Origin of the sequence: Myceligenerans pegani (assembly GCF_014892515.1) — a bacterium.
GTDB classification, from domain to species: Bacteria; Actinomycetota; Actinomycetes; order Actinomycetales; family Cellulomonadaceae; genus Myceligenerans; species Myceligenerans pegani.
Genome location: NZ_JADBGR010000046.1, coordinates 125,828 through 138,682 on the forward strand (window position 1 = coordinate 125,828; position 12,855 = coordinate 138,682).

At 72.9% G+C, this 12,855-nt stretch carries 12 protein-coding genes; 3 read left to right on the plus strand and 9 right to left on the minus strand.

Annotation, left to right across the window (positions count from 1 at the left end; all coding sequences use genetic code 11):
• Positions 1-56: 56 nt before the first annotated feature.
• From IIE03_RS03525 to IIE03_RS03545, 5 genes are read right to left on the minus strand one after another with little or no spacing between them, the layout of a single operon-like run.
• Complete coding sequence (locus IIE03_RS03525; RefSeq protein WP_192861334.1) at positions 57-1,493, minus strand: hypothetical protein; 1,437 nt, start codon at positions 1,491-1,493, stop codon at positions 57-59.
• Complete coding sequence (locus IIE03_RS03530; RefSeq protein ID WP_192861335.1) at positions 1,490-2,464, minus strand: glycosyltransferase; 975 nt, start codon at positions 2,462-2,464, stop codon at positions 1,490-1,492. Before IIE03_RS03530 ends, IIE03_RS03525 begins: the two co-directional genes overlap by 4 nt.
• The gene (locus IIE03_RS03535) at positions 2,461-3,414 is read right to left on the minus strand and encodes a glycosyltransferase family 2 protein (protein WP_192861336.1); all 954 of its coding nucleotides are present in this window, start codon (positions 3,412-3,414) and stop codon (positions 2,461-2,463) included. Before IIE03_RS03535 ends, IIE03_RS03530 begins: the two co-directional genes overlap by 4 nt.
• A complete protein-coding gene (locus IIE03_RS03540; protein ID WP_192861337.1) occupies positions 3,411-5,153 on the minus strand; it encodes a hypothetical protein in 1,743 nt (580 codons plus the stop codon). The genes IIE03_RS03535 and IIE03_RS03540 overlap by 4 nt, the downstream gene beginning before the upstream one ends.
• Complete coding sequence (locus IIE03_RS03545; protein ID WP_192861338.1) at positions 5,150-5,833, minus strand: hypothetical protein; 684 nt, start codon at positions 5,831-5,833, stop codon at positions 5,150-5,152. The genes IIE03_RS03540 and IIE03_RS03545 overlap by 4 nt, the downstream gene beginning before the upstream one ends.
• A gap of 103 nt (positions 5,834-5,936) precedes the next feature.
• On the opposite strand from IIE03_RS03545, the gene IIE03_RS03550 reads away from it, so the two are divergent.
• Genes IIE03_RS03550 through IIE03_RS03560 form a run of 3 tightly spaced genes read left to right on the plus strand, consistent with a single transcriptional unit; the run spans position 5,937 to position 9,782 of the window.
• On the plus strand, positions 5,937-6,965 hold the full coding sequence (locus IIE03_RS03550) for a glycosyltransferase family 2 protein (protein WP_192861339.1): 1,029 nt from the start codon (positions 5,937-5,939) through the stop codon (positions 6,963-6,965).
• A complete protein-coding gene (locus IIE03_RS03555; protein ID WP_192861340.1) occupies positions 6,952-8,313 on the plus strand; it encodes a tyrosine-protein kinase domain-containing protein in 1,362 nt (453 codons plus the stop codon). Before IIE03_RS03550 ends, IIE03_RS03555 begins: the two co-directional genes overlap by 14 nt.
• Positions 8,310-9,782: a lipopolysaccharide biosynthesis protein gene (locus tag IIE03_RS03560; protein ID WP_192861341.1), complete on the plus strand. Its 1,473-nt coding sequence runs from the start codon at positions 8,310-8,312 to the stop codon at positions 9,780-9,782. The genes IIE03_RS03555 and IIE03_RS03560 overlap by 4 nt, the downstream gene beginning before the upstream one ends.
• Before the next feature lie 15 nt (positions 9,783-9,797).
• On the opposite strand, the gene IIE03_RS03565 is transcribed toward IIE03_RS03560, so the two are convergent.
• From IIE03_RS03565 to IIE03_RS03580, 4 genes are all read right to left on the minus strand, one after another.
• The gene (locus tag IIE03_RS03565; protein ID WP_408632824.1) at positions 9,798-10,226 is read right to left on the minus strand and encodes an FAD synthase family protein; all 429 of its coding nucleotides are present in this window, start codon (positions 10,224-10,226) and stop codon (positions 9,798-9,800) included.
• Positions 10,227-10,231: 5 nt separating this feature from the next.
• The gene (locus IIE03_RS03570; RefSeq protein WP_192861360.1) at positions 10,232-10,957 is read right to left on the minus strand and encodes a CDP-alcohol phosphatidyltransferase family protein; all 726 of its coding nucleotides are present in this window, start codon (positions 10,955-10,957) and stop codon (positions 10,232-10,234) included.
• Positions 10,958-10,992: 35 nt separating this feature from the next.
• Positions 10,993-11,133 carry a hypothetical protein gene (locus tag IIE03_RS03575; protein WP_192861343.1) on the minus strand — a complete coding sequence of 47 codons (141 nt, stop codon included), beginning with the start codon at positions 11,131-11,133 and terminating at the stop codon, positions 10,993-10,995.
• A gap of 188 nt (positions 11,134-11,321) precedes the next feature.
• Positions 11,322-12,497 (minus strand): DUF1972 domain-containing protein, encoded by a 1,176-nt coding sequence (locus IIE03_RS03580; protein ID WP_192861344.1) that lies wholly within the window; start codon positions 12,495-12,497, stop codon positions 11,322-11,324.
• Positions 12,498-12,855 lie beyond the last annotated feature (358 nt).

The following is a 12,855-nucleotide window of genomic DNA, read 5'->3' on the forward strand; positions in this document are numbered from 1 at the left end:
CTCATGCTGCCCCAACGCAGCAGACCCCGCGGGGGTTGTCTCGTGGCGTAGGCATTTCACGGCCGGGCGGGCGTATCGCGGATGCCTTCCTGGTCCTCGGCGCCTGGTACCGCGTCGGCCCAGCGGGGTAGGAGCATCACCACCGCCAGGATCAGCATCGGCACCGAGGCGTAGATCGGGCTGAAGAACAGGTTCCAGGCCGTGAGGATCGCGACGTACACGAGCAGCGCGTCCGCCATCCCGCGCACCGTACGCCGCACGAGCGCGATCAGAACGAGCAGCAGCAGGAACACCCAGAACAGGACGCCGGCCGGCCCGTACACGGCCCAGAAGTCGCCGAACAGCGAGTGCAGTTCGATCCCCCGCCCGAACATGTACTCGTAGACGTAGTTGTTCTCCGGGTCGTAGCCGAGCTGGGACATCCCGTGCTTGGCCACGGCGAGGTCCTCACCGTTGACGGGCACGCCGGGCCCGAACCCGATCGGCCGGTGCGCGATCAGCGCCGCCGTCGCCCCCATCTCGGGCCGCCCGGCCGCCAGCAGGTTCCCGCTCAGCTCGATCTGCGCGGCGGTGCGCTGCGCCATGGCCGTGCCGAAGGCGCCGTCGAGGATGAGCGCCTGCGCCCCGCCGTACGCCGCGAGCCCGGCGGCGACGACCGCGCCCACCGTGACCCACGCCGACCGCCGCAGCGAGCGCTCCTCGATCCGCACCTGCCAGAGCACCACAGCCGCGGCGAGCAGGAGCATCGCGAACGCGGACCGCCCGTCGTCGGCCGCGAACAGCACGCCCAGGCACACGCACGCCATCGCCTGGACGGTGCGCGGCACGCGCCGCCACACGCCCCGGCCGGGACGCAGGCCAGGCGTGAGCCACCCGAGCACGATGACCGACACCGCCAGGCCCACGCCGAACTTGAAGCTCAGCTCGCCGCGCTGCACGACGTCGATCAGCATCCCCGTGCCGTACGCGAACGCGAGCCACCGCACGCCCAGGTGCAGCCGCGCCCACAGCAGCGCGCCGACGCCGAGCACCAGTTCGGCGAGCCGCACATAGTTCTCCCGCAGCAGCAGCGGGTCGACGACGTGGCCGGGTTCGGCGAGCGTCGTGAGGACCGGCCCCGTGATCGCGCAGAGTGCGCCCAGCGCCAGGAACGTCCCGGCCCAGCGGTACTTGGCCGCCGCCGAGAGCCACACGGGCGCCAGCGCCACGGCGAGCAGCGTGCCGACGGTCACCCCCGCCGCGACGACCAGGCGGGACCCGACGGCGACGGTGAGCACGAGCGCCACGACGACGGCGGCGCTCTCCCAGTTCCGCGCGGCCGCGAGGGACCGAGGGCCGCGCCGGCGGGGCGACTCGGCTTCCCGCCTCCCGGTGCCGCCGGGAGTCCGGCCACCGGCATCACCAGCGGCTGCGCGCACGACGACGACGGGAATGGGCTCCGTCACGGCGGCACGAGCCGCCGCGCGGGCGCGTTCCCTGCTGTCGTCCGTCACCGTGCCACCCGTCGATACACCTCCGCGTGGGCCGTCCCGATCTCCGGCCATGTCCTGCCGCGGAACCGTACCGGATCATCCGGGACCGGCTCGGCCAGCGCCGCCGCGAGCGCCTCGCTGCCGAGTTCGCCGGCGTAGGTCCGTACCCAGCCGGGCCCGGCTTCCTCGGCGAGGTCGCGGTTGACGGCGTTGTCGGGCACGAGCACGGGCCGTCCGAGGGAGAGCGCCAGCAGTGCCGCGCCCGAGTTGTGCATGCGCCGGTAGGGCAGCACCACGAGGTGTGCCTCGCCGATCTCGCGCACCAGGGCGTCGTCGGGCACGAAGCCGGCGCGGACGACGATCCTGTCGTCGCCGTCGGCCAGGCCGCGCACCTCGTGGAGGACGCCGGGGTCCTTCGCGGGTCCGACGATGTGCAGGGCGGCCGCGTCGTCGTCGAGCGTGCGGAAGGCCCGCACGAGGGTGTCGATGCCCTTGTACGGCCGGATCAGGCCGAAGTGCAGGGCGCGCCCGGGTTTGCCGGCGGGGACGGTGTGGCCGGCGTAGGTGGAGGCGTGTTCGCCGAGCGGGATGACGGTGGCGGTCAGGTCGCGATCGAACCTGGTGTGCGGGTTGAGCAGGATCAGTTCGTCGGTCCACCGGTCCATGAGCCGGAGCAGCCAGCCCTCAGGGCCGGTCGGGGGCTCGTGCGGGGACTCGTTGTGCACCGTTCGTACGGTCCGCACGCCGCGCAGGCGCATCGCGGCCAGGCAGACCACGAGCAGTGCCGAGGCGACGGCGGTCCGGAGTGCGTTCCGGCGTCGGAAGAGGGTCTCGGGCCAGTGCACGTGCAGCACGTCGACGGGCCCGAGCAGGGCGCGGCGCCGGGAGAAGGTCACGGCCTCGAGGTCGTCGGGCAGTGCGGCCATCAGTTCCGTGATGTACGGGTTGGTGGTGGTCCGGATCGCCTCGGCGGAGAACATGACGACGGTCACGACGGCACCCCGACGGGCCGGGGGCTCCTCGCTGCCCGGGCGTACTCGGTGTACACGAGGCCGACGGCGCCGGCGATCATGCCGGCACCGCGCGCCGTGGTACGGATCCCGCGGGCGGAGCCGTGGCCGGCGATGGTGCCGGCGGCGGCGCGTGCGAGTCCGCCCGTCACCCGGATCACGCCGGCGCCGAGGCCACGCATCCGGGCGGCGAGGCGGCCGGGGGCGGTCTCGGCGATCTGGACCTCGGCCCGGATCGTGCAGTTCCCGACCCGGTAGGCGCGGCGCACCACCCACCTGCGCGTGAACCGCTTGGCCGGGATGGGGTCCTCGACGACGGCCTCGTCGCACCAGTACAGCGCCCCGCCGCGGGTCGTGATCCGCAGGGTCAGCATGGTGTCCGAGCCGCCGGTGAGCCCGAACGCCTCGTCGAACCGGAGGCCGCGTTCGGCGAGCCAGCGGACGTCGAGCAGCAGGTTGTTGCTGGCGGCGACGTCGATGCGGGTGCCGCTGGGGTAGCGCGGGCGGGTGAAGAAGCCGCCGGACTCGATCCACCGGTCCCTGCCGGGCAGGCTGGGGACCGCGGGTCCGGCGACGCCGGTCCCGCCGTAGCGTTCGTGCGCGGCCAGGAGCGTGGCGAGCCATCCCTCGGCGGGGGTCTCGTCGTCGTCGACGAAGACGATCAGGTCGGAGCCGGATGCGGCGACCTCGTCGAGTGCGCGGTTGCGGGCCGCGGCGATGCCGGGGGTGGGCTCGTGGACGTACCGGACGGGCGTGCGGCCGGCGGTGACGCGTTCGACGACGGGCCTCGCGGAGTCCGTCACGTCGTTGTCGACCACCAGGAGCCCGGCGCCGGCCGCGGACACGTGCGGCAGCAGCGCCTCGAGCGCCGTGGCGAGCCGCTCCGGGCGCCGGTACGTGAGGACCGCTACCGTCGCGTGCGGTGCGGTCATCCCCCGCTCACCGTGATGTCGGCCCACTGCGACCAGGCCGCGTTGCCCCACGGGTCGCGGGCCACGACGATGTACCGCTGCGTCGTGCCGGGCCTGGCCTCCGTGTCGGTGTACGACATGGTCTCCCCCTGCCAGAAGCTGCCGGTGCGCTCCCGGACGTGGATCGGCTCGTTCGAGGTGGTCCCGCGGTACAGCGAGTAGGTGAGTGTCTTGTCGTCCCGGTCGTGGTTCGAGGGCCAGGTCGCCTTGACCCTGCCCGCCTGCGACGACTGCAGGCTCAGCCGGAAGTTCGCCCCGCCGAGCCGGGGGCCGTCCTGGTTGGGGGCGACCTCCCGCACGGCGAACCGCGCGAGGCCCTGCTGCGGCCGGTTGTTGACCCGCGTGAACTCGCCGCCGTAGAGGAGATAGTCGCCCGCCGCCGTGACGTCCCACGGCCCCTGGTTCTGGCCGGTGTAGGAGCCCGCCGAGAAGTGCGGGTACCAGTTCAGGAACTCGGGGCGCGGAGTGCCGGGGTTGTCGGGGCGGCCGTACAGGTCGTCGGCGACGTTCTCGCCCTCGACGGTCCGCGTGGTCGCCGTGGCGCGGTAGAACGTCTTCGGGTTGGTCTGCGGGAAGCCGCCGCTCGTGGCGCAGTTGTGCTTGTGGCTCGCGGTGAAGACCGCGCCGTGGAACGGCACGATCGAGTAGGTGTCCCCGTGGCAGTCCTCCAGCCACACGAGCCCGCCGGTCTCCCAGCTGGCCGCGAACGACCCCTCCGTGCTGCCCTTCTTGTCCCAGTGGTAGCCCGTGCCGTAGAAGTACTCGCCGTCGGAGGCCAGCGACAGGATCGCGGCGTACTGGCCCGCGTTCCGGACCACCTGGTTCACCGGCATCGGCAGCATCGCGCCGGTGGACGCGTTGAGCCGCGCCAGGCCGTAGCCGGGGTTCTGCGAGCCGTTCACCTTCGTGAAGTTACCGGCGATGATCACCTGGTTGCCGTTGGGCGAGGCGAGGAGATCCTGGACCGAGCGGTCCGCGACGTTCGCAGTGAACGGCCGCGTGGTTCCGCCGGTGGACGCGTCGACGGCGGCCACCCGTGCGCGCTGCTGGTTGTTCACCGACGAGAAGGCGCCGCCGAGGTAGACGGTGCCGCCGTGCACGTCGACGGCGTTGACCACGGCATTGACCGACGGTCGGAACCCGGTGAGCGCACCCGTGGCGGTGTTGAACGCGGCGGCGCGGTACCGCGTGGCGCCGTTGATCGACGTGAAGCGGCCGACGGCGTACAGCCGGCTCCCGTCGGGCGATGCGGCCAGGTCCTTGACCTCGCCGTTCACCCGAGGCGCCCACCCCTGGATCAGGTTGCCGGTGCGCAGGTCGTAGGCCAGCAGGTTGGTGCGCGCCACCCCCTGCGTGCCGGGCGCTGCGCCGGCGGGGCGCGCCGTGGTGAAATCGCCGCCCACGTACACGACGTCGCCGACGACCTCCTGCGCCCACACGACGCCGTCGATCTGCACGGTGGGCAGGACGTCGGCGCTGACGGGCGAGACATGTTCCGCGGAACCGGCGGGGGACGCGTCCCGCTCGGACCTCGCCGACAGCCCCGCCCCCTCCAGCGCCGATTCCAGGCCCACCAGCGACTTGGAGATCGTGTCCCTGTCCCCGTCCGTGTCGGCGGCTGCGGTGGCGCCGACTCCCACGGAGGCGGCGAGCAGTGCCCCGGCCGTGACGGCGGCCAGGGCGGCGGGTGCGATTCTCATGGACTGATCTCTCCCTCGAACAGTGCGACGTGCAGCTGCGGGTCGACGTCGATCTCGACGAGCACCCGTTCGGTCCGGTCGTCCGGGACGGCGAACTCGTAGGTCCCGGTCACGGTCTGCCCTCCCGGCACGGAATCCGGGAGAGCCTCCTCCCCGGAGCCGGAGAGCGAGCTCGCCGGTATGCGGTCGGGACCGTAGTACAGGTTCACGACGCTCGCACCAAGGGCGTGATATTCGGCATCGGAATTGATCACCGCCACCTCGACGCGCACCGCCGGCCCGGCGATCTCGCCCGGCATGGACGGCTCCGCCTCGGTCCGCTCGATGTCCGTCAGCTTCACGGACAACCCGTGGCCGGAGCTCTCGTCGACCGCGACCGCCTCGGACCCGAGCGGGACGACGGCGGTCGTGGTGCGGCCCGCGGCGATGCCGTGCCCCACGCCGTCCCCCGAGCCGTCGCCGGACGAGCCGTCACCGCCGGACGCGACCGACGGCTTCCCGGACGGCTCCGACTCCGGCGTGGCGGGGTCCGCATCCGGGGAGGACACGCTCGCGGACGGCGTTCCGGACGGCTGCTGGGCGCCGGCCTCCGCCTCCGCGGGGCCGCACGCCGACACAACGGACGCGACCAGGAATGACACCGCGAAAAGGGCGGCGGTCTTTCCGGTGAAGGGGGTCATACGACAAAGGTTATGGGCATGAGCGGCGATATTCTCGCCGGTGTCCCCTATTTCACCCGAGCCACCGCTCGCCCCCGCCCGGCCGTTCCGGCAGGATGCACTGGTGCCCACCGCCCCCGCAACCGCCGTCGTCGTGGTGAACTACGGCTCGGTCCAGCTCGCCAGCGCGGCCCTGCGACCGTTCGCGGGCACGCCGTGGACCCGCGTGCTCGTCGACTCCTGGAGTTCGGCGGCCGAGCGCGACCGCGTCGTCGCCGCGGGGGCCGCGGACGACTGGACGCTCGTGCTGCCCGACACCAACCTCGGCTTCGGGGGCGGGGCCGACGCCGGGGTCCGCGCCGCCCGGGACGCGGGATGCGACGTCGTCCTGGTCCTGAACCCGGACGCCGTCATCGACCTCGCCGCCGCGGAGGCCCTCGCGGCCGACGTCGCCGCCGACCCGCACCTGCTCGTCGCCCCGGCGATCCGCACCCCGCGGGGCACGGACTGGTTCACCGGCGCCGTGCTCGACCTGCGCCGGGGCCGCACGCGAAGCGGTGCGCCCGCGGGGCCCGACGACGTGCCGTGGGTCTCGGGCGCGTGCTTCGCCGCGTCCGCGGAGCGGCTGCTCGACGTCGGCGGATTCGGCCGGGAGTACTTCCTGTACTGGGAGGACGTCGACCTCAGCGTGCGCTGGGCCCGCTCCGGGGGCCGCCTCTCACTCCGTGACGACCTCACGTGTGTGCACGATCCCGGTGGTACGCAGGACGGCACCGCACGCGCCGGGGACGGCCGCGCCACGAGCCGGGGCAAGTCGCCGCTGTACCACTACTACAACACCCGCAACCGGCTGCTCTTCGCGTCGCGGCACGTGGCCCGGGACGACTGGGGCGGCTGGCTGCGCGCCACCCCCGCGCACACGCGCGAGGTGCTGCTCCGGGGCGGCCGGCGGGCCGTCGTCCGGCATCCGCTGCGGACGCTGTGGCCGGCGCTGCGTGGCACCGCGGCGGGCCTGCGGTACCTCGCGGCCGTCCGCCGCGCCGCGCAGGGCACGGGGTCCGCCACCGCGTCCGGCACTGTGCCCGCCGCCGGGCCCGGCACTATCATGCCCGCGACCACTGATCGGAAAGGCCTGATGGATGGAGCTCGCTGACTACGTCGCCGCACTGCGCAAGCGGTGGGTGGTCCTCCTCGTGACCCTCCTGGCCGGCGGCCTCGCCGGCCTCGGGTACGCGCAGACCGTCGCGCCCCAGTATCGGGCCACCACGAGCATCTTCGTCAGCCTGGAACGCAGCGACACGGTCTCGGAACTCATGCAGGGAGCCAACTACACGCAGAACCTGGTGACCTCCTACGCGTCCCTCGCCACGATGCCCGCGGTGCTGAACCCCGTGATCGCGGAGCTCGGCCTCACGACGACGCCGCGCGAGCTGTCCGAACGGATCGAGGCCGTGGTGCCGCTGGAGACCGCGATCATCGAGATCTCCGCCGAGGCGGACGGGCCCTGGCAGGCCGCGGAGATCGCGAACTCGGTGGCCCGGCACCTGTCGGAGACCGTGTCGGAGGTGTCGCCGTCGAACGCCGACGGGCGCAGCGCCGTCCGCCTGACCGTCGTCGCGACGGCCGAGGCGCCCGAGTACCCGTTCGCGCCGAACACCCGGCTCCTGACGGCCGGCGGGGCGGCGGCGGGACTCGCGGTGGGTGTGCTCGTCGCCGTCGGCCTGGCCCTGTTCGACACCCGGATCCGGACGGCCAAGGACCTCCCGGCCGGCGAGGACCTGGCCGTGCTCGGCACCGTGCCGCAGATCCGCAAGGGCGCCCCCGATCCGCAGGTGCTGGCCGAGTCCTACCGCCGCGTGCGGACCAACCTGCAGTTCCTCGACGTCGGCGCGCCGGTGCGGTCGTTCGTCGTGACGTCCTCCGTCCCGAACGAGGGCAAGACGACGACGGCGATCGGCCTCGCCCACGCGCTCGCCGAGCGTGGCTCACGAGTGCTGCTCGTCGACGCCGACCTGCGGCGGCCCTCACTGGCAGACCGGCTCGGCCTGGAGGGCACGGCCGGCCTGTCCACGGTGCTGATCGGCCGGGCGGACCTGGAGGACGTGGTCCAGCAGGTCGGACCGCCCCGGTTCACGGTCCTGACCGCCGGCGACCTGCCGCCGAACCCCGGCCGGCTGATCGAGGCCGACGCCATGGAACAGGTCGTCCGGCAGGCCAGGGCCGCCTACGACGTCGTCATCTTCGACGTCCCGCCGCTGCTCCCCGTGACCGACGGCGCGCTGCTGGCCCGCCGCACCCAGGGCGCCGTCGTCGTCGCGCGGGCACGGACCGTACGACGCGCGCAGCTCACCGACGCCCTCGCGTCCCTGGACGCGATCGGCGCCACGTGCCTCGGCCTCATCGCCACCGGCGTCTCCCGCAAGGACCACGACTTCGACACGTACGGCGGCTACGGCGACGGGAAGACCGGCAGCTTCCGGTCCCGGTGGCGCAGGACGTGACCGGGACTCCCCAGGGTCTCGGGCGACGCGCCGCGCGCGGCGCCACGGTCACGGCCGCGTCGCAGGGCGCGCGCATCCTGCTCCAGGTCGCGGCGGTGGCGGTGCTCGCCCGGCTGGTGCCGCCCGCCGAGTACGGGCTGGTCGCGATGGTCGCGGCCGCCGTCGGCGTCGGGGAGATCCTGCGCGACGCCGGGCTGTCGTCGGCGGCGATGCGCGCACCCGACCTCACCCGGCAGCAGCGCGACAACCTGTTCTGGGTGAACCTTGCGATCGGCGCCGCGCTGTGCGTCGCGTGCATCGCGGCGGCGCCGCTGATCGCGCGCCTGTTCGACGAGCCCGCGCTGATCGGGATCTGCCGTGCGCTCGCCTTCGTGTTCCTCATCAACGGGCTGGCCACGCAGCACAAGGCCGGTCTGGTGCGGGAGATGCGCTTCCGGACGCTGGCCGTCGTCGAGGTGGCGGCGCCCGTGGCCGCGCTGGGCACCGCGATCGCCGTCGGGCTCGTGACGCACGATCACCGGGCCGTCGTCGTCCAGCAGGTCGCCACGGCGGCCGTGACGCTCGCCGGCGTGTGGGTGGCCGGCCGTTGGCTGCCGGCGCGGCCGCGACGCGGCGCGGGAACACGCGGCTTCTTCCGGTTCGGCGGCGGGCTGCTGGGCTCCCAGCTCGTCGGCTACGGGGCCGACAACCTGGCCACGTTCGTCATCGGCCTCTCGCTCGGTCCCGGCCCGCTCGGCCTGTACAACCGGGCGTACCAGCTCCTCATGCGGCCGCTGACGCAGCTGCGCCAGCCGTCCACGACGGTCGCGCTGCCGGTGCTCGCCCGCATCGCCGAGGATCCGGTCCGGTTCGACCGCATGCTGCTGCGAGGGCAGCAGGTGCTGGCGCTGCCGATCGTGCTCGTGCTCGCGGTGGTGGTCGGGGCGTCCGACGCGGTGGTGGGCGTGTTCCTCGGGCCCGGGTGGGAGTCCGCCGCGCCGCTGCTCGCCGCCTTCGCCGTGGCCGGCGGCTGCCAGACGCTCGCCTACGTCGGGTACTGGACGTACCTGGCCCGCGGGCTGAGCGGCGCGCTGCTGGCCTATTCGATGGTGACCGCCGTGCTGAAGATCGCCGGCGTGCTGGTCGGGAGCTTCTGGGGGGTGAACGGGATCGCGGCCGGGTTCGCGGCGTCGGCGATCCTGGAGTGGCCGCTGTCGTTCTGGTGGCTGTCCCGGATCACGTCGTACCCGGGCGGTCGCCTCGCGCTGGGCGGCCTGCGGGTCCTGGCGCAGGCGGTACCGGTCGGGCTCGCGGCGTGGGGCGCCGGGCTCCTGCCGGGCGCCGCCGGCGCGTCCGCCACGGGGCTGGCCATCGCGGTGGCGAGCGGTCTGCTGGTGTGGGGCCTGTGCCTGGCGGCGGTCCCGGCGCTGCGGCGCGACGCCGCGCTGCTCGTCCAGCTGCTGCGAGCGGTGCGAGGCCGGGCCGGTTAGCCGGCTGACCTCCAGCTAGCCTCGCACCCGCGAACGGATCTCCCGGTCGAGCACCTCACGCAGGAACGTGCTGGACGTGTGGACGGTGTAGGGGAAGTACACGACCTCGACGCCGACCTGCGCGAACCGCCGTTCGAGATCGAGTCCCTTGGCCGTGCCCTTCCAGTCGTCGCCCTTGAAGAAGACGTCGAACGGTCGGCGACGCCAGGTCTCGAGCTTGTCCGGCTGCGTCTCGACGAACACCTCGTCCACGAACGTGACGTGCCGGATGATCTCCGCGCGTTCGACGAGCGGGATCACCGGACGGATGCCCTTCGCCAGCTCGAGCATGTCGTCGTCGACCACACCGGCGACGAGGTAGTCGCAGTTCGCCTTCGCATGCCGCAGCACGTTGAGGTGTCCCACATGGAACAGGTCCCAGGCGCCCGGCGCGTACCCGATCACTTCGCTCACAAACGCCCCATCTCTCGAAACCACCTGACCGCGGCCAGCAGAAGGAAGAGCGCCGTGCACGCGGTGATCACCGTGTACACGGCGAAGAACGCGGTCGGCGCTCCCAGGAGGACGAAGACCCAGCACAGCACGCCGTAGTCGGTGGGGAGCATGAGCACCGACCGCAGCCACGGCATGCGACCGCCGGTCACTGCCTTCGACTCGACGCCGTGCGCGCGGCGCAGCTGCTCCGTCAGGATCATCGCGAAGAACAGCGCACTGCTCACGACGGCGGACACCAGCGGGACCAGCAGCCAGGCCTCCGGTACGACGTCGTACCGATAGAAGCCCAGCCCCAGTGCCAGCGGCAGCGACACCACCTTCACCGCGTCGACCACGTGGTCGAGCCACTCCCCCGCCGGGCTGCTGAGCCCGCTCAACCGGGCCACCTGCCCGTCCGCGGAGTCCCAGGCGTAGCCGAGCACGAGCAGCGCGGTCACGGCCGCCCCCAGCCCCCAGGACGGCGGGAGCGCCACGAGCAGGCCGATCCCGGTGAACGTGAACAGCGCGCTCACGGCGGTCACCGCGTTCGGCGTGAGGCCCGCCTGATAGGCGCCGGCCGCGAGCACGCGCCCGATCTTCCGGTTCACGAACCGCGAGTACGCCGGCGCCCCTCTGGCCGCGCCCTTCTGCGCAGCACTGAGCCGGGACATGGTCTCCCGGAAGCTCTCCCGCGGCCGCATCACGGTCGGCTTGCGCGCGGGCGCCGCGGAGAAGCTCACCACGCCACGACCTCTCCGGCGGTGGCCTCCGTCGGAACAGGGCCGCCGGTGTTCACGGCGACGTCACCGACGTTCCTGTCGATCGGGGGCACGCCCGGGGTTCCGATCGTCACGCTGCGCGGGGGTCTGCTGGGCACGATCTCCAGAGTAGGGGTCGCGACCCGGCTCGGCCATCACAAAAGCGGGTGAATCCGGCGCGAATTACGGTGAGCGAGCGACATCCGTTCGCAACCTCGTGCACACTTCGGGATGGCGTCGTGTGCGACGTCGTTCGCGGTCCGGCGTGCCATCGCAATCCCGGTCCGGCGCGTGACGACTCTCCGCTTCAGAGCCGGAACGCCCGCCTGCGCCGTCGCCGGGCGAACGGTCGCGGGCCGGGGGTGTTCCGCGCGGCCAGGTCGCGGGCGAGCTGTTCGTAGCCGTCGACGACGACGTCCCAGTCGTAGTCCTTCGACCGCCGCGCCAGGTCGGCGCCGCGCGACTCGGTGTCCTCCGGGTTGGCCTCGGCCGTGAGCACCTGCTCCGCCAGGTCCACGGGGGTGCGGAAGTACCGGCCGGCCTCCCGCAGCACCTCGCGGTTGAACGGCACGTCGTACGCGATGGTCGCGGTGCCGCCGCCGATCGCGCGCAGCAGCGAGGGGTTCGTGCCGCCCACGGAGTGGCCGTGCAGGTAGGTGAACGCGTTGGCGTAGAGCTGGTCGAGCAGTTCCTGGTCCCACACGCCGCCGAGCAGCCGCACGCGCGGGTCGCCGTCGGCGAGGTCCTGGATGCGCTGCGTGTACTCCGCGGAGTAGGGAGCGGAGCCGACGACGACGAGCGGGAGTTGGGCGTCGTTGGCGACGTAGCCCTCGACGATGACGTCGACGTGGTTCTCCGGCTCGAAGCGAGCGACGACGAGGTGGTAGCCGCCAGACTTCAGGCCCAGCTCCTCGAGGCGGTCGCTGCCGGTCGCGGAGAGGTCCGGCGCGCCGTAGGTGAGGAGGCGGCTGCCGACGTCGTACTGGGTGGCGTAGTAGTCGGCGATCCCCTGCGCGTCGGCGATGAGAGCGTCGGACAACCGGACGGACGCCGTCTCCATCTCCCGGTAGTACCGCTTCCCGACCGCTCCCCACTTGGCCCGCCGCCACTCCAGCCCGTCGACGTGCGTGGCGACGGGGATCCGGGCCGCGCGCAGCACCGGGAGCAGAGGCGCGTTGGCCGCGTTGAACACGATGGCGGCGTCGGTGCGGTGGGCGACCAGGTGTGCGACGGACAGCGCGGTGTGGCTGAGCGTCTCCAGGGAACGACGGCGCATCGCAGGGAGGACGACGCGCTCCATGCCCAGGTAGGTCGGGGGATCGAAGGTGTCCTGCTGCGCCGGCCGGCGGCAGTACACGCGGACCTGGTGACCGCGGGCCGCGAGACGCGACCCGATCTCCTCGACGGCCGTCTCGAAACCTCCGTACCGCGCGGGCACACCTCGGGTTCCGATCATCGCGATGCTCAGGGGGTCCGTGGACATGATCTCCAGAGTAGAGATCTGGGCCCGGGCGGCATATCACAGAAGCGGGTGAATCCGGCGGGGCTTGGCGCTGACGGGCGGAGGCTACCGGCCCCTGGCCAGGCTGCCCCTCGCCTTGTGATTGCGGACCAACCACGGCACGCCAAGCACGGTCCACGCCGGAAGTGCCGTGACCGGCATCCAGCCGACGACGGACACGGCGGACTCCTAAGACCTCGTTTCAGAATGGTCGGCGTGTCCGAGATGCCTGACCTGCCGGTTCGGGGCAGGCTGCGGGGTCGTGATCGAGGATTTGGTTCCTGACCTGCTGTGGGAGCAGGTGGCTCCGTTGTTGCCGGCGCCGAAGCAGCGTCCGTAC

Bases quoted from the DNA above. Each gene is read 5' to 3' on its own strand.
- IIE03_RS03535 (WP_192861336.1), bottom strand. From the start codon at position 3,414: ATGACCGCACCGCACGCGACGGTAGCGGTCCTCACGTACCGGCGCCCG.
- IIE03_RS03540 (WP_192861337.1), bottom strand. From the start codon at position 5,153: ATGAGAATCGCACCCGCCGCCCTGGCCGCCGTCACGGCCGGGGCACTG.
- IIE03_RS03545 (WP_192861338.1), bottom strand. From the start codon at position 5,833: ATGACCCCCTTCACCGGAAAGACCGCCGCCCTTTTCGCGGTGTCATTC.
- IIE03_RS03555 (WP_192861340.1), top strand. From the start codon at position 6,952: ATGGAGCTCGCTGACTACGTCGCCGCACTGCGCAAGCGGTGGGTGGTC.
- IIE03_RS03570 (WP_192861360.1), bottom strand. From the start codon at position 10,957: ATGCGGCCGCGGGAGAGCTTCCGGGAGACCATGTCCCGGCTCAGTGCT.
- IIE03_RS03580 (WP_192861344.1), bottom strand. From the start codon at position 12,497: ATGTCCACGGACCCCCTGAGCATCGCGATGATCGGAACCCGAGGTGTG.